Annotated in this window: 24 protein-coding genes; 12 read left to right on the top strand and 12 right to left on the bottom strand. The window is 51.1% G+C overall.

Features of this window, described 5'->3' with window-relative positions; translation table 11 throughout:
* Position 1: 1 nt before the first annotated feature.
* On the bottom strand, positions 2-862 hold the full coding sequence (locus BFP76_RS07565; protein WP_099592562.1) for a carbohydrate ABC transporter permease: 861 nt from the start codon (positions 860-862) through the stop codon (positions 2-4).
* A 109-nt stretch (positions 863-971) separates the two neighbouring features.
* Positions 972-2,258 (bottom strand): ABC transporter substrate-binding protein, encoded by a 1,287-nt coding sequence (locus BFP76_RS07560; RefSeq protein WP_099592560.1) that lies wholly within the window; start codon positions 2,256-2,258, stop codon positions 972-974.
* A gap of 327 nt (positions 2,259-2,585) precedes the next feature.
* Here BFP76_RS07560 and BFP76_RS07555 point away from each other — a divergent pair, with 327 nt between their 5' ends.
* The 3 genes from BFP76_RS07555 to BFP76_RS07545 are packed head-to-tail and all read left to right on the top strand — an operon-like array spanning position 2,586 to position 5,529.
* Positions 2,586-3,614, top strand: coding sequence for a pyridoxal-phosphate dependent enzyme (locus BFP76_RS07555; RefSeq protein ID WP_099592558.1), 1,029 nt, complete (start codon positions 2,586-2,588; stop codon positions 3,612-3,614).
* The gene (locus BFP76_RS07550; protein ID WP_099592556.1) at positions 3,611-4,759 is read left to right on the top strand and encodes a M24 family metallopeptidase; all 1,149 of its coding nucleotides are present in this window, start codon (positions 3,611-3,613) and stop codon (positions 4,757-4,759) included. Before BFP76_RS07555 ends, BFP76_RS07550 begins: the two co-directional genes overlap by 4 nt.
* On the top strand, positions 4,756-5,529 hold the full coding sequence (locus tag BFP76_RS07545; protein WP_099592554.1) for a maleate cis-trans isomerase family protein: 774 nt from the start codon (positions 4,756-4,758) through the stop codon (positions 5,527-5,529). The genes BFP76_RS07550 and BFP76_RS07545 overlap by 4 nt, the downstream gene beginning before the upstream one ends.
* On the opposite strand, the gene BFP76_RS07540 is transcribed toward BFP76_RS07545, so the two are convergent.
* The 10 genes from BFP76_RS07540 to BFP76_RS07495 form a co-directional block, all read right to left on the bottom strand.
* On the bottom strand, positions 5,509-6,297 hold the full coding sequence (locus BFP76_RS07540; protein WP_099592553.1) for an ATP-binding cassette domain-containing protein: 789 nt from the start codon (positions 6,295-6,297) through the stop codon (positions 5,509-5,511). The two genes, BFP76_RS07545 and BFP76_RS07540, sit on opposite strands and share 21 nt — an antisense overlap.
* Positions 6,294-7,343: a FecCD family ABC transporter permease gene (locus tag BFP76_RS07535; RefSeq protein ID WP_099592551.1), complete on the bottom strand. Its 1,050-nt coding sequence runs from the start codon at positions 7,341-7,343 to the stop codon at positions 6,294-6,296. The genes BFP76_RS07540 and BFP76_RS07535 overlap by 4 nt, the downstream gene beginning before the upstream one ends.
* 1 nt (position 7,344) lies before the next feature.
* The gene (locus BFP76_RS07530) at positions 7,345-8,193 is read right to left on the bottom strand and encodes a heme/hemin ABC transporter substrate-binding protein (protein WP_099592549.1); all 849 of its coding nucleotides are present in this window, start codon (positions 8,191-8,193) and stop codon (positions 7,345-7,347) included.
* Entirely contained in the window at positions 8,190-9,245 is a 1,056-nt protein-coding gene (locus tag BFP76_RS07525; protein WP_099592548.1) for a hemin-degrading factor, read from the bottom strand. The genes BFP76_RS07530 and BFP76_RS07525 overlap by 4 nt, the downstream gene beginning before the upstream one ends.
* Before the next feature lie 12 nt (positions 9,246-9,257).
* A complete protein-coding gene (locus tag BFP76_RS07520) occupies positions 9,258-11,249 on the bottom strand; it encodes a TonB-dependent receptor domain-containing protein (RefSeq protein WP_165775681.1) in 1,992 nt (663 codons plus the stop codon).
* A 101-nt stretch (positions 11,250-11,350) separates the two neighbouring features.
* A complete protein-coding gene (locus BFP76_RS07515; RefSeq protein ID WP_099592545.1) occupies positions 11,351-12,187 on the bottom strand; it encodes a TonB family protein in 837 nt (278 codons plus the stop codon).
* Positions 12,184-12,567: an ExbD/TolR family protein gene (locus BFP76_RS07510; RefSeq protein WP_099592544.1), complete on the bottom strand. Its 384-nt coding sequence runs from the start codon at positions 12,565-12,567 to the stop codon at positions 12,184-12,186. The genes BFP76_RS07515 and BFP76_RS07510 overlap by 4 nt, the downstream gene beginning before the upstream one ends.
* Entirely contained in the window at positions 12,568-12,951 is a 384-nt protein-coding gene (locus BFP76_RS07505; RefSeq protein ID WP_099592542.1) for an ExbD/TolR family protein, read from the bottom strand.
* Positions 12,951-13,637 (bottom strand): MotA/TolQ/ExbB proton channel family protein, encoded by a 687-nt coding sequence (locus tag BFP76_RS07500; protein ID WP_099592540.1) that lies wholly within the window; start codon positions 13,635-13,637, stop codon positions 12,951-12,953. The genes BFP76_RS07505 and BFP76_RS07500 overlap by 1 nt, the downstream gene beginning before the upstream one ends.
* 109 nt (positions 13,638-13,746) lie before the next feature.
* Complete coding sequence (locus tag BFP76_RS07495) at positions 13,747-14,649, bottom strand: LysR family transcriptional regulator (RefSeq protein ID WP_165775680.1); 903 nt, start codon at positions 14,647-14,649, stop codon at positions 13,747-13,749.
* A 180-nt stretch (positions 14,650-14,829) separates the two neighbouring features.
* Here BFP76_RS07495 and urtA point away from each other — a divergent pair, with 180 nt between their 5' ends.
* From urtA to ureC, 9 genes are all read left to right on the top strand, one after another.
* Positions 14,830-16,095, top strand: a complete 1,266-nt coding sequence (gene urtA, locus BFP76_RS07490) for an urea ABC transporter substrate-binding protein (protein ID WP_229802204.1) — start codon at positions 14,830-14,832, stop codon at positions 16,093-16,095.
* Between the two features lie 61 nt (positions 16,096-16,156).
* Entirely contained in the window at positions 16,157-18,109 is a 1,953-nt protein-coding gene (urtB, locus tag BFP76_RS07485; protein ID WP_099593984.1) for an urea ABC transporter permease subunit UrtB, read from the top strand.
* 3 nt (positions 18,110-18,112) lie between these two features.
* Complete coding sequence (urtC, locus tag BFP76_RS07480; protein WP_099592537.1) at positions 18,113-19,291, top strand: urea ABC transporter permease subunit UrtC; 1,179 nt, start codon at positions 18,113-18,115, stop codon at positions 19,289-19,291.
* On the top strand, positions 19,288-20,031 hold the full coding sequence (gene urtD / locus BFP76_RS07475) for an urea ABC transporter ATP-binding protein UrtD (RefSeq protein ID WP_099592536.1): 744 nt from the start codon (positions 19,288-19,290) through the stop codon (positions 20,029-20,031). Before urtC ends, urtD begins: the two co-directional genes overlap by 4 nt.
* A gap of 1 nt (position 20,032) precedes the next feature.
* Positions 20,033-20,728, top strand: coding sequence for an urea ABC transporter ATP-binding subunit UrtE (urtE, locus tag BFP76_RS07470; RefSeq protein WP_099592534.1), 696 nt, complete (start codon positions 20,033-20,035; stop codon positions 20,726-20,728).
* A gap of 9 nt (positions 20,729-20,737) precedes the next feature.
* Positions 20,738-21,556: an urease accessory protein UreD gene (locus BFP76_RS07465; protein ID WP_099592532.1), complete on the top strand. Its 819-nt coding sequence runs from the start codon at positions 20,738-20,740 to the stop codon at positions 21,554-21,556.
* A 10-nt stretch (positions 21,557-21,566) separates the two neighbouring features.
* Positions 21,567-21,869, top strand: coding sequence for an urease subunit gamma (locus BFP76_RS07460; RefSeq protein ID WP_099592530.1), 303 nt, complete (start codon positions 21,567-21,569; stop codon positions 21,867-21,869).
* A 65-nt stretch (positions 21,870-21,934) separates the two neighbouring features.
* Positions 21,935-22,240 carry an urease subunit beta gene (locus BFP76_RS07455; protein ID WP_099592529.1) on the top strand — a complete coding sequence of 102 codons (306 nt, stop codon included), beginning with the start codon at positions 21,935-21,937 and terminating at the stop codon, positions 22,238-22,240.
* Positions 22,240-23,949 (top strand): urease subunit alpha, encoded by a 1,710-nt coding sequence (gene ureC / locus BFP76_RS07450; protein WP_099592527.1) that lies wholly within the window; start codon positions 22,240-22,242, stop codon positions 23,947-23,949. The genes BFP76_RS07455 and ureC overlap by 1 nt, the downstream gene beginning before the upstream one ends.
* The last annotated feature ends 7 nt before the right edge of the window (positions 23,950-23,956 follow it).

The raw sequence follows: 23,956 nt of genomic DNA, 5'->3' as shown, positions 1-23,956 counted from the left end.
ATTACACCGTCAGCGTTTTGCCAATTGCACGGATCAAGAAGATCGCAACAATATTGGCGAGGATGATTGCAAAGACACCACCAGCAGACGCAACACCGACATCAAATGCCTGTTGAGACTGGATATAAATCAGGTAGGTCAGGTTTGTGGATTGAACCCCTGGACCACCGCTGGTTGTCACGAAAATTTCTGCGAAAATCGCAAGATGGAAAATCATCTGGATCAGGATCACAATCGCAATTGGACGCGCCAGATGCGGCAAGGTTAGATTGCGAAACTGTGCCCAGAAACCCGCACCATCAAGCGTTGCCGCTTCTTTTTGTTCTTGGTCTTGGGATTGCAGGGATGTCATGAAAATCAGGATCGCAAATGGCGTCCATTGCCAGCTGACCATGATGATAATCGACAAGAGCGGAAAATCCTGAAGCCATTCAATCGGTGTACCACCCAGCGCATTGGCTAATGCGGCGAATAACCCGTTGTTTGGATCCATCAGCATGTTTTTCCAAACCAAGGCCGAAACCGTTGGCATGATGAAAAACGGCGAGATCAACATAACACGTGCAATACTGCGGCCACGAAACGGGCGATCAATCAGCACGGCAATGGTCAGGCCCAAAATAACCGTGATAAATAAAACAGAGCCAACCAAAACAAGTGTGTTGAGCAATGCGGGCATAAACGCCGGATCGGTCCAGAAAAAACGATAGTTATCAAGCCCGATAAAGCCTGTGCGCTCTGGATACAAAAGATTGTATCGGATGGTTGAAAAATAAACTGTCAGGCTCAGCGGGACAATCATCCAGATAAACAGAAGGATAATTGAAGGTGCCTGGAGCCATCGTGTAAGCGTCGCGTTCATCGCCGTCACCTGTCAAGTTGGAATGGATATAAGTGGGTATTGGGGTTCTGGGGCGATCAGATCGCCGCCCCAGAATATGCGTAAAAACGTTTAGATAAGCGCGGTGGGTTTAGTAGTAACCCGCTTTGCGCATTTCGCGGTCTGCTGCTTCTTGTGCTGCTGCAAGACCTTCTTCGACAGAAATGTCACCCGCCAATACGGCTGTCATTTGCTGACCAACTGCTGTCCCGATTGCTTGGAATTCTGGGATCGCAGCAAACTGTACACCAACATATGGTGATGGGTTTTGCGAAGAGTTTTCAGGATTTGCAGACAAGATCGCTGTCAATTCAGCAGATGCAAAACCAGCGGCCGCTTGGAACTCAGCATTGTCATATGTTGACTGACGTGTGCCTGTTGGAACAGCGCCCCAACCGTTTGTTTCAGCAACAAGTTCGATGTACTCTTTAGATGTCGCCCATTCGATGAACTTCATCGCATCTTCTTTTTGCTTTGTGCCAGCTGGTACAGCCAATGACCATGCCCACAACCAGTTTGAACCACGTGTTGTGATTGCTTGTGGTGCTTGTGCATAAGCCATGTTTTCGTTGGTCAGGAATGATGCCGCGATTGTGGCGTCGATCCACATGCCGCATTTGCCTTCGTTCATCAACGCCAAGATTTCGTTGAATGAATTCGCTGATGAACCGGGAGGTCCATAGTTATCCAACAAATCTTTGTAGAATGTCACGGCGTGTTTCCATGCAGCGCTATCCAATGCTGGTGTCCAGTCTTCGTTGAACCATTGGCCACCAAAGCTGTTTGCCATTGTTGTCAAGAACGCCATGTTGTCGCCCCAACCTGGTTTACCGCGCAAACAGATACCATATTGACCAGCGTCTTTATCTGTCATTGCCGCAGCCGCGTCTTGAACATGGCCCCAGCTTGGGTGATCTGGCATTGTCATGCCCGCAGCATCCAAAAGATCCTTGCGATACATAATCATTGATGATTCACCATAAAATGGCGCAGCATACAGATTGCCTTCGTGGCTTAGACCGCCGCGCATTGCTGGCAGAATGTCATCAACATCATAGTCAGCGCCAAATTCCAACGCTTCCAACCAGTTGCGTGAACCCCAAATCGGCGCTTCGTACATGCCGATTGTCATCACGTCGAACTGACCACCTTTGGTTGTGATGTCTGTTGTGACGCGGCTACGCAATGTGCCCTCGTCCAAAGTGACCCATTTTACGGTGATGCCAGGGTTGGCTTCTTCGAATTTTGGAGTCAATTTTTGCATTTCAATCATGTGACCGTTGTTCACGGTCGCGATTGTTAATTCACCAGCAGTGGCGAATGATGCTGCTGTAGCAGCAAGCGTCATGCCCACAGCAGTGTTACGTAGAGATTTCATATTTATTCCTCCCAGAAATCATAGTTGGATTACCAACGTGTTCGAACAGGCTGCAGCTAAATCAGAGATTCAGCCAGTATTTTAGCGCTAACAACTGATACTTTTTTGACAAAGAATATCAATTTTCGCCGCTACATTGGTTCTAAAAGTATGTATTACGCGTTTTTTGTCAAAACAATTATGTGCAAATCGTATCAGATATTGGTTTTGTTTTTGTGGTGATTTGATGAAAACACGGTTCGATTTTCAAAAACTCTGCCCCATGTCGCGATTTTCCTCGCCAGATCATAAATTGGGTTTTAGCCTAGCACAGAAAAGGATCAACACGTGGAAATATTACCCAACAAATGGCGCGGCGATGGCATCCAAATGGATGAAATTCCAATGCCAAGCGATGATGCCACCGCCCCAATGGCATTGTTAAAACGCTGTCCTGATTATCGCGAAACCCCGCTGTGTGATTGCACAACCTTGGCGCAACGACACGGGCTTGGCGCGATTTATATCAAAGACGAGCGCACCCGCATGGGGCTGGGCAGTTTTAAGGCATTGGGCGCGGCCTATGTCATCGCCCATATGGCGGCCACTGGCGATATATCCGATCATGTGTTTGTCACCGCCAGCGCGGGCAATCACGGGTTATCGGTGGCGGCGGGTGCAGGTATTTTTGGTGCAAAATCGGTGGTCTATATTTCCAACGCTGTTCCAGAATCATTTGCCAAACGCCTGTCTGATCTGGGCGCACAGGTTGTGCGTGCAGGGGATACATATCAGGCTAGCATGGACGCCGCACAGGATGCTGCGCAAAAAAACAACTGGTTTTTATTATCCGACAGCTCTTGGAATGGCTATGTCGATGCGCCCCATCGCTTGATGCAGGGATATACGGTTTTGGCACAGGAAACCGTGGCACAAATCCCAGCACCACCCACACATATATTCCTGCAAGCTGGCGTTGGTGGCTTGGCAGGGGCAATTGCGCGATATGCGCGTCGCATCTGGGGGGATGACCCAACCATCATTGTGGTTGAACCCGATCGCGCCCCTGCCCTGATCAACAGCATCCGCGCAGGTAAATGCGTGCTAACCCAAGGTGCAGAATCAAATATGGGCCGATTGGATTGCAAGGAACCATCCTTGATCGCATTAAAAGGTCTGTCATTGGACGCGGATTATTTCATGACCATCACAGATGATGAATGTGTAAACGCCATCGCAGATTTGCCCGCCCATGATTTGGAAACGTCACCATCAGGGGGTGCGGGATATGCGGGGCTAACGCAATTAATCGGACAATATGGCTTGGATGAAACCGCGCGGGTTTTATGTATCCTGAGCGAAGGTAGCGATATATGAACCAATGCGGGTTTGCCATTTCGGAATATCAATCGCGCACCAAACGCGCCCAGCGCGCCATGGCGGATCACGGTATATCCGCGATATTGCTGACCACCGCGCCAGAGTTTGCCTATTTCAGCGGGTATCAAACCCGTTTCTGGGAAAGCCCATCGCGCCCATGGTTTATGATTATCCCTGCCAGCGGCAAACCCGTGGCGGTGATCCCAAGCATTGGTCATGAATTGATGGCGCAAACTTGGGTGGATGATATTCGCACATGGGTATCCCCCGATCTGAATGATGATGGCATTTCATTGCTGTGTGAAACTTTGCGCGAATTTGCACCATCTGGGCGTATCGCGATTCCATCAGGGCATGAATCCCATTTGCGTATGCCGCTCAATGATTATCACCGCATGATCGCATCCATCGGTGCGGATCGGTTTGGCGATGACGCCAATATCACCCGATCCTTGCGTATGGTGAAATCAGACGCCGAAATTGCCAAAATCAAAACCGCCTGCGATATTGCAGGGCGTGCATTTGCCCGCGTTCCTGAAATCGCCCACAGGGGACGATCACACGATATGGTCTGTCGTGAATTTCAAAGGCTGTGTTTGGCCGAGGGTGCGGATTGCGTGCCCTATCTTGCCAGCGGGCTTGGCCCATCGGGATACAGCGATGTGATATCCCTACCCAGTGCGCGTGAATTATCAGATGGTGATATTTTGATGCTGGATACTGGGGTGACTTGGGATGGATATTTCGCCGATTTTGATCGCAATTATAGTGTTGGAAAACCCGACCCCAAAACCAGCGACGCATTTTCCAGATTGCAAGACGCGGTGGATGCAGGGCTGGCAACCGCACGTATCGGCGCCACCTGCGCCGATGTATTCCATGCCATGGTTAAGGTAACGGGCGGGGGCAAGGCGGCACAGGCGGGGCGTTTTGGCCATGGGCTTGGGCTACAGCTTACGGAATGGCCATCGTTGATCGCGGCGGAAAATTTACCACTGGTGGACGGAATGGTGTTAACCTTGGAACCATCCATTGAAACCACACAGGGGCGCATCTTGGTACACGAGGAAAACATCGTCATTCGCGAAACGGGTGCCGAAATGTTATCCCCGCGTGCGCCTGCGAATATGGTGGTGATATGAATAATTATTCATACACACGCAGGGAACCGCCCCACTCAACCCTTGGCCTGATCGTTTTGCAAACCGATGAACGGGTCGAACATGATTTCCAGCGCCTGTTTTCGCCCGACACCACAAAAATCATGGTCAGCCGTATTTCCAATGCCGATACGATCACCCGCGATACGCTCAACGCGATGAAGGCAGGGTTGCCAAAATCCGCGGCCATGTTTCCCCGCGCAACACGATTTGGTGCGGTTGGATATGGCTGTACCTCTGCCAGTTCGGTAATTGGGACGGATGGTGTGGCGGATGCGATCAAATCGGGGTGTAGCACCGAACATGTGACCAATCCGCTCTCGGCGGTGATTGCCGCCTGTCGGCATTTGAACATGACCAATCTGGCACTCGTGTCCCCCTATATCGCGGCGATAAATGCAACCTTGCAATCCGCGCTGTCAAACAGTGGGATCACCACCGCAAAATTCGCAAGCTTTAATGAATCGCTCGATGAAAATGTCGCACGGATTTCCCCCGATGATATCGCCCGTGCAGCGATTGATATCGGCGCGGATCCAGCCTGTGACGGTGTGTTTTTGTCCTGTACGAATTTGGATACGCTTGACGTAATTGATGTGATCGAGCGAGCGGGAAACAAACCCGTGATCTCCAGCAACCAAGCCTTGGCCTGGCATATGGCGAAACTGACCAACACTGGCCTTGGTGCATTTCGCCCCGGGCGGTTGTTTCATGATCAATCCAATCGGAAATCACCCCGCCAAATCCTGTAATTCAGGGTAAATCACCAACCGACCAGAGCTGTGTTTATCAACGTTGATCGGGGTTTCGTAAATCTGGGACAAAAGCTTGCTGGCGAATACTTGTCCCACGGGGCCTGCCGCGACTGTTTCACCACGATTTACCATTACCACGTCATCGGCAAATGCGGCGGCAAGGTTCAAATCATGCAACACCACCAAAACACCAACCCCGTTTTGCGCCGCCGCCCTTGCGATTTTCATCACTGCAATCTGGTGCAAAATATCCAAACTGGCCGTGGGTTCATCCAAAAACAGATACCCCGCCCCAAACAGCGTTTGATTGGCATAAACCTGTGCCAAGACACGCGCCAAATGTGCGCGGTGACGTTGCCCCCCTGACAGGTTATCAACACGGCGTTTGGCAAATTCCGATAATCCCAGTTGATCCAAAATATTGCACACCATCACATCGGTATCACGCGGGGGTAATTCCATTGGGATCGACAAACGCACCAATTCATCAACGCAAAAATTCGCAGATAGACTTGGGCTTTGTTCCAACACTGCGCGGCGGCGCGACAGATCACGCGAGGTTAAATCCGCCAATGCTTCATCGCCAAAATAAACGTCACCCTGATAATGTTTCTGCTCACCCGCCAAAACAGAAAGCACCGTGGATTTACCCGCACCATTGGGGCCACAGATCGCAACCAATCTGCCCAATGGCACATCAATATTCGCCCCGCGCAACACCTGTGTATTGCCAAATGCCAGCGATAAATTGCGCCCCGTAATCATAGCCGTTTTTCCCGCAGCAAAAGGAATAAAAAGAATGGCCCGCCGATCAATGATGTGGCCAAACCAATGGGCAATTCTTGGGGTGGGATCACATTGCGCACGATCAAATCAGCACAGAGCAATAATACACCGCCCAACAATGCCGATGCTGGCAATAACAAATGATGCGCACTGCCGATAATCATGCGTGCGATATGGGGGGATACCAATCCGATAAATCCAATCGGGCCTGCGATGGATACCCCTGCCCCCACCGCCACGGCGCAAATCGCACAGGCGCTGAATTTGATTTTGGTGATCGCAAGACCGCTGTGAAATGCGGCACGTTCCCCCAGTTGAAACAGATCAAGTGCACGCGCATAGCGCAGCAAAACCACGTTTGAAATCATCATGATCGTCACGCTGATCCCAACCCCAAACCAACCGGTTTTGGCCAAACTGCCCATTGACCAAAATGTGAGGTCACGCAATTGCGTATCGTTGGAAATATAGGTCAAAAACCCGATGCCGGCCCCTGCAATCGCATTGATCGCAACCCCAACAAGGATAAGGCGCCCAATCGACATTTCCCCGTTTTTTTGGGCAAAGCCAAGGATCAACGCCGTCACCAACAATGCGCCGCAAAACGCCGCAATGGGCAAAACATAGGGGCGGATTCCGACTGGGATTTCACCCAGAAACATATCCCCCAACACAATCACCACAACCACCGCCGCCGATGCGCCACCCGATATCCCGATCAATCCCGGATCGGCCAATGGGTTGCGTAACAACCCTTGTAAAACCGCACCACAAATCGCCAGCGACATCCCAATGCCAAGCCCCAATACCATGCGCGGTGCACGGATTTGGGTGACAATTGCGGCGGGCATTGGTTCGCCATTACCCACAATTGCATCATAAATCTGCGATAGGTTTAATCGCACAGGCCCCAAAACCAATTCGCCAATGGCCACGATCAACAGCGTGGCCAACAGAACGACAAACACCATCGTGTGAAACGGCAGTCTGCGCCCGCGAATTTGTGTTATTTCCAACAGTGCCATTTTAATGTGAATGCGGATGGATATGATGCATCAACTCTGCCACCGCAGTTGGTGTGCGCGGACCAAAGCCCAGCAATAACATCGCGTCCATCTTGACCAGATTTTCGGCTTTGCCAGCATTGGTTAATTTGATGTCCGCACGATCCAAAACCGCGCCATCATCGCCCATATTTTCCGCATGGCTCGCAGACATCACGATCACATCGGGGTTGGCGGCGATCAATGCCTCTGAATTCATCGGCTTCCAGCCCGAAAAACCCTCGCCGACATTCACGCCACCTGCCAGTTCAATGATATCATTGGCCGAGGTTTCCGCCCCCCCCACAATCGGGGCACCATCGCGCATGGACAGGATAAACAACACCCGTGGCTTGGTTTTTAGCGCATCAACCTGATCGGCAAGTGCTGCCATCTTGGCGCTGTAATCAGCGATCAATTCATCGGCGCGTGTTTGCAATCCCAATGTTTCGCCAACGAATTTGATCTTGGTCACAACACGATCCCCACCTTGACCAAGGGGTGCGATGGCAACATCCAAATTGGCAGCGCGTAGATTGTCGATCACATTGGGTGGGCCCATATCATCCGCACCAATCAACAGATCGGGTGCGATGGATAACACGCCTTCGGCGGACAGGCCGCGCACATAACCGATTTGCGCCTTGTCTTTCACTGCGGCTGGGTAACCAGAGGTGCTATCAACTGCGATCACGCGATCACCTGCGCCAAGCCCATAGATAATTTCGGTGATATCCCCGCCCGCCGATGCGATGCGTTTATAGTCCTGTGCGTGGGATGCGCCCGCAATTGCGAGCGCGCCGATCAACATGAAATGTGTAAGCAATTTCATTTCTTACCCAACCCAGCAAGCAAATCACGCCATGCTTCCAATTCTGGGTTCCCTTCGTGGCGTTCACCAAACATCAAGAAAAAGTTCTGGCCGTTTTCATCGAATGCCTCAAGCGATGTGACAAACCCATCTTTGGATGGTTTGCGCACGATCCATGCATGGGCCACGTGATCTTGACGCAGATGCATATGGAATTTGGGATCAAGGATGTTAATCCACGGCCCCATTGGTTTTACATTTTCAATGGCACCCGTATGGATTTGGATACAACCATTATTGCCAATGAAAACCATGATCGGCAATTGCGCATCAACCGCGCGTTCCAACGCCCATGTGATCGCCTCGGGTGGAACCTGCCATGCCACATCTTCGCCAACCAATCGCAATGCCTGCATCCGCCCGACATTGTGTTTTTTCAACATGCCGTGGAATTGATGCACATCGCTCATGGCATCCCAATCTTTGCGCAATGCGGCAACATCAACATCGTGATCAGGGCGATCCGCGGCAATTGGGGGCATTGGTTGCGTGATGATTTGATCGGCGCTCGTGTCAATCCAATCCGCAACCAGCGCATCAAACCCCGCACGATCGGTTTGATCTGTTGGGTAAATTTTATGCACCGCCGTACCCGATTTATCAAAAAATTGCAGGCTGATCCGCAGGCCAGATTTCACCTGTTCTTCGATGACAAAGCCAAAGGCCCAACGGTTCATGAAAATGCGCAGATCAATGGTTTTGTTCAAAACCAGCCCCATCACAGGGCCGATGTTAACGTTGTCAAATTCGCCGTAACGTTCGTGCACCGCATGTTCATTGCGCGTTAAACACATCACTTCGCCAAGGCCAACCATACCCTCGATCAAGGGTGCGAACCCACGTTCAGGATCGCGGCGCAATCGTTTCGCCGCACCTGAAATTTGTTTCGCCTCGACCAGCTCTGCCTCGCTGATGCCCAATGACTTGGCAGCGTCCACTGCACGCATTGATCCTTTTTCTTGGATCAGGTTTTCGAACCGTTCGTAATTATCTGCGATTGAATGATCTAACATTTCGCTCTCCGCTTAGAATGTTTTTGCCAAAGACAGTTTGATGTTTCGCCCCTTGGCCGCTTGCGACAGATATGTCGCGGGCTGATAGGTTGTATCGGCGATATTATCGATGCCCAGATGGATTTCTGTGCCCTTCAACACACCCCGATCAGGGCTGTAAGTGGCGTAAACGTTGTGCACGTTATAGCCATCAAATTCACCACGATCCTGTGTGCGGTCAGCGGCGAATGTGCTGTTGATGCCCATCTTGAATTCAGGTGTGAATTGATATGACAGGCCAAGCATGATTGAATTATTCGCAATTGAATTCAGCTTGCTGCCATTTGGACCCTGCCCGTCAATCAGGGTCACGCCCATGGATGCTGCAAATTTGCCCACGACATAGCGCCCTTCGATTTCCGCACCTTTGATGATTGCACGATCAATATTATCAAACCCAGGCTGCCCCGCGCCCGCATTGGTGCGCACAATTTTGTCTTTGATATCATTGTAAAATGCGGTGAATTTTAAATCGATCTCGTCATTTGCGGTGAACAGGTTTGATCCCACATAGGACACACCAATTTCTGTGTTCGTCCCCTTTTCAGGATCCAAATCCAAATTGGCCGCACCCCCGCTAAATGCATCAAAGATTTCATCATCCGTGGGTAGTCTGTTTACACGCGCAAGCGATCCCAACACATTCCAGTTTTCGTTCAATTTATAGATCGCTGAAATTTGCGGCTCGATCGCGGTGCCTGTTGTTGAATCACTGGTCACGGTCACGCTGTCTGCGGGTTCAACACGTTGATGATCGATGCGTAACCCTGTGTTGATCGTCAAACGATCAGTTGGGGAAAATTCGCTTAGCGCATAAATCTCAAACGTATCTGTTGTGGCTTCTGGGTGGGAACCTGACGCGGGGTTCGATGTGCGATCTTTGCGTGAAACCGCCGCACCAAACGTCAAATAATGCTCACCCGCAGCACCTGAAATATCGGCGGTGTTTTCTGTTTTCAGCTTCCACAATTCATAGGATCGCTCGCCGATTAATGACGCAAAAACCGGTTCGCTGGCGATTGTGCCCTGTGCCACGTCAATCTGTGAATTGGTGTATGACAGGCTGGTGGTCAAATCGATAAACGGGTTGTCGGTTGGGCTGTAATTATGTTCCAGCTTTGCAACCTGCGACTGTGTCGTGATATTGCCCACGCCCCACGGGAATGTTGCACTTCCGTCCAACTGATTGAAATCTTGGTTGGTGCCATCGGAATACAGATGTTGATAGGACACGCCAAAACGATGATCACCCTTGGTGTAATTCGCCTTGGCCAAAACATTGGCGATATCGGCATTGGTGCGGATCAATGTGTTGCCATCGCCGTCCTCGCTTGTACCAATATCGGAATATGACAGTGCAAATAACGCATCGAAATTGTCATCAGGTGCAAATGCCAAAATCGTGGTGGATTGGGATTTATCCTCGTTGCTTTCAAACGTTAGCTTTTGACGCACCGCGAATGTATCGCCGTCGGTCAGAAAATCGCGGGCATCTTTGGTTTCCATCAAAACCACGCCACCCATCGCACCAGAACCATAAAGCGTTGATGAACCAGGGCCGCGCAAAACCTCGACCCGTTTTAACAATTCGGGTTCCACAAAAATCGACCCTTGGCGATAGCTTTCGTAATAAAGCTCTTCACCATCCACCAGTGTCAGGATTGATGACGCCGCCGATGTCACACCTGCACCAACGCCGCGAATGTTGAATGATTGGCCAAGCGGGCTGCTTGATCCAATACCAGAAACACCGGGCACTTGGTTCAGGATATCACCGATATTGGCGGCCTGAATTTCATCCAATTTTTCTTGGTTTACCACGCTCACCGATTGCGCCACATCGGATGCAACCTTGTCTTGGCCAGCGTTGATAACGATGGGGTCCACGGTGGTGGAATCTTGTGCTACGGCAGCTTGGGCCGCGAATGTTGCAACGGTTGCAACGATAAATCTATTGGGGGTCATTTCCCGTCCTTCTCGCGTTTTCATCTTCACTGCCAGACGCGAGTCGGGTGGTTACTTTATGGGTTCATCTTATATCTGACAAATTTTGTCAATTATTATTTTCACGGTTGGTAAATCATTGGGATCACAAAACTATGTTTTGATTTGCTCACGCCCTTTACCGCCTTTGGCATGGATTTAATCCCGTTCAAGGTTTTCAGCGCGGCATTATCCGCCTTGGCGTTGCCTGATGATTTCACAATTTGAAAGCTCAGCACCTGACCATTGGCGGCAACATTCACGCGGATGGTGACAGTTACGCGCCGTTTCATGCCGCGCACCGATCCTTTGCGCCGTTCAATTGCGCGGCGAACCTGTGCGCCCCACACTTCCAACGCCTTGGCGGAATTGGCAGATTTGCCAGATTTCACCGCCGCCTTGCCCGCGTTCCCCGCGGATTTTCCACCACCGCTACCTGCCGATTTTTGCTTTTTCTGTGCTTTGCTGGCGGTCGATGAATTCTTTGCTTTTGCCTGTGGCTTGGGCGTTTTTGCAACTTTGGGCTTTGCCGTTTCAATCGGCTTCACACGCTTTGGTCGCGCCTTTGGTTTAATTGACATCTGATCCGATGGCGCCACGACTTTGGGTGTTTCAACCACATCCTTGATTGGTAAGGCGGGCGTTGCGTTTGGCGCGGGCGCGCTTGGTATAATCACGGGGGGTGTTGGCAGGGTTGGCGCAACGACAGGTTCCTCTGCCATCGTAACAACGGTTTCTGGCGGCGCGGTCCATTCCGCCACCAATTGTTCAATCTGTGGCGTTGATCCTTGCAGCGATAACAGATGTTCACCCGCTTCGCCGCCCGCTTGGCTGCCGCGATTTGGCAAGCCAAACATCATCACCAGATGCACCGCCACGGCAATTGCGCCAAAACCAAGAGTTTCAAACAGTTTGATCATTTTGCCGTTGTGATAATTTCGACATTGGCCGCACCCACCGTGCGAAACTGCGCCATGACCTGCGCTAAAATTGGGGCGGGCAAACTGGCATCAACATGCAATTTTACATTGGTTTTTGCATCAATCCGCCCCTTGAGCCGTTGCCATGCGATATCGTTTTCAAACGTATCAAACCGCACCATGCCATCATTGGAAACATACACGGCCATTTCGCCCTCACTCATGCGCAACTGATCCGCGTTTGGTGGTGTTAATTCAAACGGCGCGGGTTGTTTAATCACCGACGTCATCAGGAAAAATATCAACAACAGGAACACCACATTGATCATTGGCACAATGGATTCCGATCTTTGCCGTGGCACTTTCGTTGAAAAATCCATTCACTCCACCATCACAACGGTTGAAAACCCTGCCCCTTGCAACGCGTTAAATATATCCAGCATGTCTTGGGCGTTCGCATCATCGCCACCGCGCAGCACGATGATATCATCAGGGCCTGTAGTCAGGGTTTGCAATTGTTCAATGACGCTGGTTAATCCCATCGTGGCCCCGTTTAATTGGATTTGATCCCGCATCACCGTGATCAAACGCGGGGGGCCGGTGTATTTCGCACCCGCATCGCCCCCCAATATCGGCAGTGTCACGGCCTGATCCTTGCCAAATTGTGATGCCAGCATGAAAAACACCAACAGCAAAAACACCACATCAATCATGGGAGTCAGGCTGGGGCGACGCCTGCGCCGCAATGGTTGTGCAAATTCCATCACTCCGCCGCCACGCGCAAAATCTGTGTCGATGGCTCATTTTGCTGTGCCAGAAAAATCTGTGTCGCGATGTCTTCAAAATCTTGGCGTATATTATCAACAACGCTTTCAAACCACGTCAGCGCAACCGTCGCAGGGATCGCCACCGCCATCCCCGCCGCGGTTGTTAACAACGCCTCCCATATCCCGCCTGCAAGGATCGCAGGATCGGCGCGGCTCCCGCTGTCTTGTAATGCTTGGAATGCGGCGATCATGCCCAACACCGTGCCCAGCAATCCCAACAGTGGCGCAATATTTGCGATCAATTCCAACCCGCGAAGCCCCCGCCCCGCTTTGGCCAATTCCAGTTTTGCAATGCGCGTGGTTGCCTCGCGTGCCTGATCGATGGGCAAATCTTTGGCGTGTTGAATGGTCGCCGCCGTGAAACGCCCGCGCAAGCCCCGCCGTGTTTTGGCATTATCAAGTGCCTGATCAAAATCACCCGCACGCAGTGCAATCAACGCACGCCTTGCCCCGCGCCGCGCCCATGCACCCATCAACGCCAATCGCCATAATTTCCACAAGATTATCGCCATTGCCACAACCGACACAGCCGCAATCGCCCAGATCGATGGGCCGCCATCCATCAAAAATTTCATTAGGTTTTCGAATTGATCCGACCAAGAGAAAATGGAAATATCCAGCATAACACACCGCAAATTACGTTTCAGGTTCACGGCTGGCGGGTTTTAATGCTGGCGTTTGGGGCTGGATAACCTTTCTTGACTATTTTTGTCAACTAACAAAATATCACGATCAATCCGCCATATTTTCAAGCCGTAAGATCAGTTTTTCCACAAATTTTTGCGCCGCAATTGGCATCAAATTATGGGTCGAGGCCACCAAATTCACAAACCCCGTGGTCAATTCACGTGATGCAACAGGCACCAATTTATACCCACGCGTTTGATATTCCTTGGCATCAATATCAAAGGGTAAACAAAATGCGATGCGCGATTTTACTGTGGCGCTCAGATGGGGTAATGGATCACTACATTCCATTTTGGTGGTCAATTGAATGCCCGTTTTTTCGCACGCCCCATCAATTTTATTGCGCAGCTCTGTATCCTGCGCAGGCATCAAAATCGCATGATCCATCAATTCATAAAGCTTGATCCCCGCCTTATCCTTGACAGGTGCACCATTTGGCAGGGCCACATGAACCTTTATTTCACTGGCATGCAACACTTGCAAATTGCGCCCCAACATCGGTTGATAAAACAATGCCATGTCAAGCTGACTTCGGTTGATCATGGTTTCCAAATCATCTTGGTTCACAGTTTTCAACGCAAAGGAAACCTCTGGAAAATCATTCTGATAATCTGCGATTTCTTTGTGAATGAATGACAGCCCCAAATCCGCGCTCACCCCGATGCGCACCACCCCCGCACGCAGGCCCTTAATATCGTTGATCTGTGATTGTAACTGTTCAAATCCTGCCATCTGGCGCAGGGCAAATTGATAAAACAATTCCCCCTCGGTGGACAGGCGCACACCCTTGGTTAATCGCTCGAAAATCTGGATATCCAAATCCTGTTCCAGCGCCTGAATATGACGATTCAATGCCGATGGCGATATGGTCAAACTCTCGGCAGCGCCGCGAATTGATCCGCTTTCAGCGATCATTTTCACATATTTGAACGATTGTAAGTGCCGCATTTCACCCTCTTTTACAGGGGTTTTAGGCAAGTGGTGCAAAAAACGCAACACAGTTGCCATAATTTTGACGCAGACTGCACCGTATGGATTTCCTAACCTTTGGTCAGAATCACTGCCCTAACACAGGTGGTGATTGTGAAACCTGACGCATCCTCCCGCGTCAAAACCTTAGGGGACAAAATGATGAAAAAATTACTACTTGCATCCGCGCTGACATCCGTTGCGGCCACATCTGCGATGGCTGAAATCAAGGTGGGCATCCTACATTCGCTTTCTGGGACGATGGCGATTTCTGAAACCACATTGAAAGACACCATGCTGATGCTGATTGAACAGCAAAACGCCAAGGGCGGCGTGAATGGTGAAATGTTGGTGCCCGTTGTGGTTGATCCTGCATCCGATTGGCCGCTGTTCGCAGAAAAAGCACGCGAATTGATCAGCGTTGAAAATGTCGATGTGATCTTTGGCAACTGGACATCTGTATCTCGCAAATCCGTCCTGCCCGTGATCGAAGAATTGAACGGCCTGTTGTTTTACCCTGTACAATACGAGGGCGAAGAGTCTTCTAAAAACGTGTTTTACACAGGTGCTGCACCAAACCAACAAGCGATCCCAGCCACGGATTATTTTCTCGAAGAATTGGGTGTTGAAAAATTCGCATTGCTTGGCACCGATTATGTTTACCCGCGCACAACCAACAAAATCCTTGAACAATACCTGCAAGACAAGGGCATCGCATCAGAAGATATCTTTGTAAACTACACACCTTTTGGTCATTCCGATTGGTCAAAAATCGTATCGGACGTTGTTGCATTGGGCGCGGATGGCAAAAAGGTTGGCGTGATTTCAACCATCAATGGTGATGCGAATATCGGCTTTTACAAAGAGCTGGCCGCCGCTGGCGTATCCGCCGATGATATCCCTGTTGTCGCATTTTCCGTTGGCGAAGAAGAATTGGCCGGCTTGGACACAACCAACTTGGTTGGGCATTTGGCTGCGTGGAACTATTTCCAATCTGCCGAAGGTGAAGCAAACGCGGAATTCATCAAAACATGGAAGGCAAAAATGGGCGAAGATCGTGTCACCAACGACCCGATGGAGGCACATTACATCGGCTTTAACATGTGGGTGAATGCGGCAACGGAAGCAGGCACAACCGATGTCGATGCGGTGCGCGAAAAAATGTATGGTCAAAAATTCCCGAACCTGACCGGTGGCATGGCGGAAATGTTGCCAAACCATCACTTGGCTAAACCCGTGTTGATCGGTGAAATCCAAGACAACGGCCAATTCGACATCATCAGCCAAACAGCAGAGGTTCCAGGCGATGCATGGACAGATTTCTTGCCTGAATCTGCGGTGTTGAAATCCGATTGGAAAGATTTGGATTGTGGGATGTACAACACAGAAACCAACAGCTGTGTTCAGGTGAAATCAAACTACTAATCAACCCTGAAATTCCATGGGGGCGGCGCTCGCCCCCATAACACCCCCAAAGGATAATAATATGTTGCGCGTCATCTGCGCCCTGTTGCTTGCACTGTTTTTCATCGCACCTGCATATGGGCAAAACGCTTTCCAAGATTTGGTGCAAACTCACGCACCACAAATCATCAAAGGATCGGTCAAAACAGCCCCTGCCGTGATCGCCGATATCCAAGCCACCAAATCACCCGCCGCCACCACGTTTTTGCAAAACTGGCAGTCCAAGGATCTATGGTATCGCCGCGCGGATGATTTGATTGTGACGGTCACAACAGATGACAATAAAACCTATACATTGCTGGGCTTGGCGGATCAGTCCGTGATTGGCACAGCGCAAAAATCAGAGATTAAACAAATCAAACCCAATTCTGGGCTTCGCGGATTGCTTGGCACCGCCCTTGTCGGCGCACAGCTTGCCAGTGATGATCTGACCACGCGCCGATCAAGCCTTGAAAGCCTTGCGCGTGATCCCGCTCCTGAACATCTGGCGCCACTGCGCGCGGCATTGAATGCGGAAACCGATGCGGATTTACGCGCAAAAATGTTGCGCTTGGAACGATTGCTTACCCTGCAATATGACACGGACACCGATGAACGTGTTGCGGCGATCAACGGGTTTGCAGGTGATCTTGGCCTTGATGTGCGCGCACGGTTAAACCCGTTGCTTGATACGCGATTGCAGCTGTCCCAAACCCCACCGGCGGCAGGCACATTTGCCCGCATGATTACCCCGGCAAATGATGAAACGCTTTCAGTAACAGATGCCTATGCCATGCTGGTTGCCAAAGGTTGGGCAAGCGCGGATATTTCATCCGATGACAAACGCAAAACATTGATTGTCAATATTGAAAACGGAACGGTTGGTGGCGTTGATATCGCCGATCTGAACACCGATGAAAACCGTGATGTTGCCTATGCGGCATTGGTTGATGCAGGCATCGCACCCATTGATGTCAGCGACGCGGACATTGTCAGCGCCGTTGAAACCGCCTATTTTTACGACACATATATCGAACAATCCCCCGCCGTTATTGCCGCCGCGCAAACCGCGCTGAAACGGATCAATACCAAGGTTGCCATTTCCCAAACGGTTGATCTGTTTTTGGATGGATTGTCGCTCGCGTCGATCTTTTTCCTCGCCGCGATTGGCTTGGCTATCACCTTTGGCGTGATGCGCGTGATTAACATGGCGCATGGCGAATTTATCATGATGGGGGCCTATACGGGGTTCGTGGTGCAACAAGTCATCACCAATTACACCCTGTCGATCATCATCGCGATCCCCGCCGCATTTGCCGTCACCTTCGCCGCAGGTGTCGCCATGGAACGCCTGATCATTCGCCACCTGTATCACCGCCCGTTGGAAACGTTGCTCGCGACATTTGGTGTGTCGATTGCATTGCAACAATTGGCCAAAAACATCTTTGGCACACAGGCACGGCCATTAACATCACCCGATTGGTTGGGTGGCGCATGGCAGATCAACGATGTGATCGCAATCAGCTGGATTCGCGTCGCAATCTTTGTCCTGTCGATCCTGTTTTTCCTGATGCTGTGGTTTACACTCAATAAAACCCGCCTTGGCCTTGAAACTCGCGCGGTCACGCAAAACCCGCGCATGGCGGCATCCATGGGTATAAACCCTGATAAAATCAACATGCTGACCTTTGGTCTTGGCTCTGGCATCGCGGGGATTGCAGGTGTTGCAATCGGCCTGTTTGCCAAAGTCACGTCTGAGCTTGGCAGCGATTATATCGTACAATCCTTCATGACCGTGGTTGTGGGTGGCGTCGGGAACATCTGGGGCACGCTCGCAGGGGCGGCAATGATCGGATTTTTGCAAAAAGGCATCGAATGGATGAACCCATCCAACACGCTGGCCGCGCAAACATTCATGATCATTTTCATCATCATTTTCATTCAATTCCGACCACGGGGTATTATCGCCCTCAAGGGTCGCGCAGCGGGGGATTAAACCATGCAAGGTCCACTTGGAAAATTCATGCTCAAACACCCCAGCACGCTGGTATTCTTGGGCTTACTGTCGCTATTCACCATCATCGTCACCATCGGGAGCGAGGCATTTGGCTACGGTTTCGTCTCCACCTCATTTGTCAAAACCTTGGGCAAAACATTGTGTTTCTGTCTGATCGCAATCGCGATGGATTTGGTTTGGGGGTATTGCGGTATCCTGTCACTTGGCCATTTTGCGTTCTTTGGCCTTGGCGGATATATGATCGGCATGTGGTTGATGTATGAACGCACACGTTTGATCGTGGTGAACGCGGCAGAAAACGCACAAATCCCCATGACCCATCAGGAAATCCAAGACGCGATTGGCACCCAGATTTTTGGCGTTGTTGGCGGGTCTGATTTCCCGCTGGTCTGGGCATTTTCGCACCTGTTCTGGGTACAGCTCGCACTGGTGGTGTTGGTGCCGGGCATCCTTGCACTTATCTTTGGCTGGCTCGCCTTTCGCTCGCGTGTTACAGGCGTTTACCTGTCGATCCTGACCCAAGCGATGACATTGGCGCTGGCACTTTATCTGTTTCAAAACGATAGCGGGCTTCGTGGCAATAACGGCCTGTCTGGTTTGCAAAACCTGCCCGGTCTGGAAAGCACCGATCAATCGCTGATTTCAATGTGGTTTTTCTGGGCATCCGCATTCGCGCTTGGCCTTGGCTATTTGCTGGTGAAATTGATTGTCGAAAGCAAACTTGGCAATGTCGTGCGTGCCATTCGCGATGACGAGGCACGGGTGCGGTTTTTGGGCTATAATGTCGAAGTTTACAAGCTGTTCATCTTTACCCTCACCGCTGTGATCGCGGCCATCGCAGGTGCGCTTTACTATCCACAGGCGGGCATCATTAACCCCGCTGAAATTGCGCCCATTGCGTCGATCTATCTGGCCGTTTGGGTGGCGATTGGCGGGCGTGGGCGCATTTATGGCGCGGTGATTGGTGCGGCGGTTGTGTCATTGTTATCGAGCTGGTTCACAGGTGGCCAAGCCCCCGATATTTCGCTTGGATTTTATACGATCAAATGGGTTGATTGGTGGTTGGTTCTGCTTGGCATCAGCTTTGTCATTGTCACCCTTTACGTGCCCAAAGGTATCGGCGGGTTGTTTGATAAATTCACCAAAGGGGCAGAACAATGAGCGGCGCATTATTAGAGGTCGATGGCATCAGCGTATCATTCGATGGGTTCAAGGCGATTAACAATCTGTCCTTTAACATCGACAGCGGCGAATTGCGGGCAATCATCGGGCCAAATGGCGCGGGAAAAACCACGTTTATGGATATCATCACCGGCAAAACCCGCCCTGATAGTGGCAAGGTAATTTGGGGCGAAGAAAACGTCAGCCTGATCAAAAAATCCGAAAGCGATATCGCCAATATGGGCATCGGGCGCAAATTCCAAAAACCCACCGTGTTCGAGGATCAAACAACGCGCGATAATTTAACCATGGCATTGAAAAACAAACGCAAACCTTGGGCGGTTCTGTTTTATCATTCCAATGCGGATGACCGTGCCAAGGTTGACGACATTGCCGATGAAATCGGCCTGTCGGATCATCTGGATCGTCGTGCCGGTGATCTGAGCCATGGACAAAAACAATGGTTGGAAATTGGCATGTTGCTGGCCCAAGAACCCCGCCTGTTGTTGGTCGATGAACCCGCCGCGGGCATGACGGTGGATGAACGCAACCACACGGTCACATTGCTGCGCCGCGCGGCAGAAACACGCGCGGTTGTGGTGGTCGAACATGACATGGAATTCATCCGCAATCTGGATTGCAAAGTGACCGTATTACACGAAGGTTCCGTTCTTGCCGAAGGTAGCCTTGATCATGTCACACAAAATCAAGACGTCATCGACGTATATTTGGGGCGCTAACATGCTGGATCTGAAAAACATCACATTACATTATGGTCAAAGCAAGATTTTAAACGGCGTTGATTTGGCCGCTGACACGGGCAAAATCACCTGTTTAATGGGGACAAATGGTGTGGGTAAAACCAGCCTGCTAAAGGTTATATCAGGTACCCATAATCATTCGGGCGGGACATTCACATTGGATGGTGTGGAACAGGGTGTGCAACCCGCCCATGTTCTGGCCAAACGCGGCATTGGTTATGTGCCCCAAGGGCGCGATATTTTCCCGCTGATGTCTGTGCGCGAAAACATGGAAATTGGTTTCGCCTGTCTGGATAAATCAGAACATAAACTGCCCGAAGAAATGTTTGAACTTTTCCCCGTGCTCAAAGAAATGCAGCATCGCCGTGGTGGTGATTTGTCGGGTGGACAGCAACAACAACTGGCGATTGCGCGTGCCTTGATTACGAAACCAAAACTCTTGTTATTGGATGAACCAACCGAGGGCATTCAGCCCAACATCATCCAACAAATCGGGCGCGTCATTTCATTTTTGAAAGACCAAGGCGATATGGCAATTTTGTTGGTCGAACAATATTTCGAATTTGCCTATGGGCTGGCCGATCATTTCTATTCTATGCGCCGTGGTGAAATCATTCTGGACGGTACCAAGCGGGATGTGAAAAAATCAGATGTGCTTGCCACATTAAGTGTTTAGGAAACACCTATGCTGGATCAAACCACATCGCCAAACATGCAACGCGCCAAAGGGCGTGCGCATTTGGGATTTGTGGCCCGCGCTGGCAAAACCACGCTGATGGATTTACACCAATCAGGCTGTGTAAAGGCGATGTTGCCACGCAACCACGCCCCCGTGATGGACGGCGTGTTAATCAACACAGCGGGCGGTGTGACGGGTGGCGATCAATTGCAATACAGTGCCACATTGGGCGATGATACGACGCTGTGTCTAACAACTCAAACCGCCGAGCGGATTTATCAATCAAGCAGTGGGCATGGTACGATTAAAACCGATTTTTCTGTTGGTGCAAATGCGACATTCGATTGGATCCCCCAAGAAACCATCCTGTTCAATCAATCCGCATTAAAACGCAACATGACCGTCACGATGGATGCCTCATCATCCGTGATGTTAATGGAAAGCATTGTATTGGGGCGGCGTGCCATGGGCGAAACCCTGAACAGTTGCTTTTTATCCGACCAATGGCGGGTGATGCGATCTGGCAAAATGGCCTACGCCGATGCATTGCGCATCAGCGATCCAAACGCATTGAACACCCCTGCCACACTGGGCGGCAATCGCGCATTCACCACATTGGTTTATATCGCACCAGATGCAGAAGCACGACGCAATCAAATGCAACAGATGTTGAATTTTGATGACGTGAAAACGGGCGTATCAGCGTGGAATGGATGCCTTGTTACACGGTTCATCGCACGTGATGCGCAACCGCTGCGCAAAGCCTTGATCGCCACCCTCACCCAATTTCGCAACGCGCCCTTGCCGCGCGTTTGGCATATGTAAGGAAAAGAATATGCAACTGACCCCCAGAGAGAAAGACAAACTGTTGATTAGCCTTGCCGCAATGGTTGCGCGTGGTCGCCTTGAACGGGGTGTGAAATTGAACCACCCAGAGGCCATCGCGATCATCACCGATTTCGTGGTCGAGGGAGCACGCGACGGTAAATCCGTGGCGCAATTGATGGAGCTGGGCGGCAAGGTCATTCGTGCCGATCAATGTATGGATGGTATCGCAGAAATGATCCACGACGTTCAAGTCGAAGCAACATTTCCCGATGGCACCAAGCTGGTCACCGTCCATCATCCAATCCGATAGGGACGCGTGATGATGCAGGGTTGGATTTTTGGATATTTAGAACATTTGGAGAGAGGGGTCGCGCAATGATACCGGGCGAAGTTTTCACACAAAGCGGCGAGATTGAATTGAACAAGGGTGCCGATGCAATCACGCTCACCGTCGCCAATACGGGCGATCGCCCTGTGCAAGTGGGCAGCCATTATCATTTTGGCGAAACCAACGCCGCACTTGATTTTGATCGCACGGCGGCACGCGGTATGCGGCTCGATATTGCGGCGGGTACGGCGGTGCGGTTTGAACCGGGGCAAACGCGAGAGGTGACGCTGGTTCCACTTGGCGGGGCGCGGCGCGTTTTTGGATTTAACAGCGATGTGATGGGGGATTTATAATGCCAAGCAAAATTTCACGCGGTGCATATGCCGATATGTATGGCCCCACCACGGGCGATAAAATTCGCCTAGCCGATACAGAATTATTTATCGAGGTTGAACGCGATTTGACGACCTATGGTGAAGAGGTCAAATTTGGTGGGGGCAAGGTTATTCGTGATGGCATGGGGCAATCGCAAGTGACACGTGCAAATGGTGCGGTAGATACGGTTATCACCAATGCGCTGATCGTGGATAGCACGGGAATTTATAAGGCCGATGTTGCCCTGTTTGATGGGCGCATTGCAGGCATTGGCAAGGCGGGTAATCCCGACACCCAATCGGGTGTGGATATCATCATTGGCCCGGGCACCGAAATTATCGCGGGCGAGGGAAAAATCCTCACCGCGGGTGGGTTTGATTCACATATCCATTTTATCTGTCCACAACAGATCGAGGATGCGTTGCATTCTGGCATGACGACGATGTTGGGCGGGGGCACAGGGCCAGCACATGGCACCCTTGCCACCACCTGCACACCGGGGCCTTGGCATATCGGGCGGATGTTACAATCGCTGGACGCTGTGCCCATGAACATTGGCCTTTCGTCCAAGGGCAACGCGAGCCAGCCTGAAGCCTTGGTCGAAATGGTTAATGCGGGCGCTTGTGCGATGAAACTGCACGAGGATTGGGGCACGACGCCCGCCGCGATTGATTGCTGCCTGTCCGTGGCGGATGACATGGATGTTCAGGTGATGATCCATACAGACACGTTGAACGAAAGCGGGTTTGTTGAAAACACCGTGGCGGCGATGAAAGGGCGCACGATCCATGCGTTCCATACCGAGGGTGCGGGTGGCGGCCATGCCCCCGATATTATCAAAGTATGCGGCGAAGAACATGTGATCCCATCATCCACCAACCCCACGCGCCCTTATACGGTGAATACGCTTGAGGAACATTTGGATATGCTGATGGTCTGTCACCATCTGGATAAATCCATCCCAGAGGATGTCGCATTCGCCGAATCCCGCATCCGCAGGGAAACCATTGCAGCGGAAGATATCCTCCATGATATGGGCGCGTTTTCGATCATTGCATCAGACAGCCAAGCCATGGGGCGTGTGGGCGAGGTTGCCATTCGCACATGGCAAACCGCCCATAAGATGAAAGTACAACGCGGGCGTCTGCCCGAAGAAACCGGGGATAATGATAATTTCCGCGTGAAACGCTATATCGCGAAATACACGATCAACCCTGCGATTGCCCATGGGATCAGCCAACATATTGGTTCTATCGCCGTTGGCAAACGCGCCGATCTGGTGTTGTGGGACCCTGCGTTTTTTGGGGTGAAACCTGAAATGGTGTTGCTTGGTGGAATGATCGCGGTGGCACAAATGGGCGATCCAAACGCATCCATCCCCACACCCCAACCCGTTTATACGCGACAAATGTTTGGCGCGATGGGGCGTGCGGTGGAAAATTCCGCCGTCCTGTTTGTGTCCGAGGCAGCACATGCCAATGATATTGGAAACACGCTGGGACTTGCCAAATCCACGGTTGCGGTCAAAAATACCCGCAATATCGGCAAATCGGATATGGTGATGAACAGCGCAAAACCACAAGTGGAGGTGAACCCCGAAACATACGAGGTCCGCGCGGACGGTGAATTGCTCACCTGTGAGCCGGCAAGCGAGCTGCCCATGGCGCAGCGATATTTTATGTTTTGAGGAAAGT

The sequence above is a fragment of the Paramylibacter kogurei genome, assembly GCF_002742285.1.
GTDB classification, from domain to species: domain Bacteria; phylum Pseudomonadota; class Alphaproteobacteria; order Rhodobacterales; family Rhodobacteraceae; genus Amylibacter; species Amylibacter kogurei.
The sequence above is the reverse complement of the archived record's forward strand: the minus strand, read 5'-3'. Positions and strand labels throughout refer to the sequence as shown.

Excerpts from the sequence above, each read along its gene's own strand:
- BFP76_RS07565 (WP_099592562.1), bottom strand. The coding sequence starts at position 862 with ATGAACGCGACGCTTACACGATGGCTCCAGGCACCTTCAATTATCCTT.
- BFP76_RS07560 (WP_099592560.1), bottom strand. The coding sequence starts at position 2,258 with ATGAAATCTCTACGTAACACTGCTGTGGGCATGACGCTTGCTGCTACA.
- BFP76_RS07550 (WP_099592556.1), top strand. The coding sequence starts at position 3,611 with ATGAACCAATGCGGGTTTGCCATTTCGGAATATCAATCGCGCACCAAA.
- BFP76_RS07545 (WP_099592554.1), top strand. The coding sequence starts at position 4,756 with ATGAATAATTATTCATACACACGCAGGGAACCGCCCCACTCAACCCTT.
- BFP76_RS07540 (WP_099592553.1), bottom strand. The coding sequence starts at position 6,297 with ATGATTACGGGGCGCAATTTATCGCTGGCATTTGGCAATACACAGGTG.
- BFP76_RS07535 (WP_099592551.1), bottom strand. The coding sequence starts at position 7,343 with ATGGCACTGTTGGAAATAACACAAATTCGCGGGCGCAGACTGCCGTTT.
- BFP76_RS07530 (WP_099592549.1), bottom strand. The coding sequence starts at position 8,193 with ATGAAATTGCTTACACATTTCATGTTGATCGGCGCGCTCGCAATTGCG.
- BFP76_RS07525 (WP_099592548.1), bottom strand. The coding sequence starts at position 9,245 with ATGTTAGATCATTCAATCGCAGATAATTACGAACGGTTCGAAAACCTG.
- BFP76_RS07520 (WP_165775681.1), bottom strand. The coding sequence starts at position 11,249 with ATGACCCCCAATAGATTTATCGTTGCAACCGTTGCAACATTCGCGGCC.
- BFP76_RS07515 (WP_099592545.1), bottom strand. The coding sequence starts at position 12,187 with ATGATCAAACTGTTTGAAACTCTTGGTTTTGGCGCAATTGCCGTGGCG.
- BFP76_RS07510 (WP_099592544.1), bottom strand. The coding sequence starts at position 12,567 with ATGGATTTTTCAACGAAAGTGCCACGGCAAAGATCGGAATCCATTGTG.
- BFP76_RS07505 (WP_099592542.1), bottom strand. The coding sequence starts at position 12,951 with ATGGAATTTGCACAACCATTGCGGCGCAGGCGTCGCCCCAGCCTGACT.
- BFP76_RS07500 (WP_099592540.1), bottom strand. The coding sequence starts at position 13,637 with ATGCTGGATATTTCCATTTTCTCTTGGTCGGATCAATTCGAAAACCTA.
- BFP76_RS07495 (WP_165775680.1), bottom strand. The coding sequence starts at position 14,649 with ATGCGGCACTTACAATCGTTCAAATATGTGAAAATGATCGCTGAAAGC.
- urtA (WP_229802204.1), top strand. The coding sequence starts at position 14,830 with ATGATGAAAAAATTACTACTTGCATCCGCGCTGACATCCGTTGCGGCC.
- urtB (WP_099593984.1), top strand. The coding sequence starts at position 16,157 with ATGTTGCGCGTCATCTGCGCCCTGTTGCTTGCACTGTTTTTCATCGCA.
- urtC (WP_099592537.1), top strand. The coding sequence starts at position 18,113 with ATGCAAGGTCCACTTGGAAAATTCATGCTCAAACACCCCAGCACGCTG.
- urtD (WP_099592536.1), top strand. The coding sequence starts at position 19,288 with ATGAGCGGCGCATTATTAGAGGTCGATGGCATCAGCGTATCATTCGAT.
- urtE (WP_099592534.1), top strand. The coding sequence starts at position 20,033 with ATGCTGGATCTGAAAAACATCACATTACATTATGGTCAAAGCAAGATT.
- BFP76_RS07465 (WP_099592532.1), top strand. The coding sequence starts at position 20,738 with ATGCTGGATCAAACCACATCGCCAAACATGCAACGCGCCAAAGGGCGT.
- BFP76_RS07460 (WP_099592530.1), top strand. The coding sequence starts at position 21,567 with ATGCAACTGACCCCCAGAGAGAAAGACAAACTGTTGATTAGCCTTGCC.
- BFP76_RS07455 (WP_099592529.1), top strand. The coding sequence starts at position 21,935 with ATGATACCGGGCGAAGTTTTCACACAAAGCGGCGAGATTGAATTGAAC.
- ureC (WP_099592527.1), top strand. The coding sequence starts at position 22,240 with ATGCCAAGCAAAATTTCACGCGGTGCATATGCCGATATGTATGGCCCC.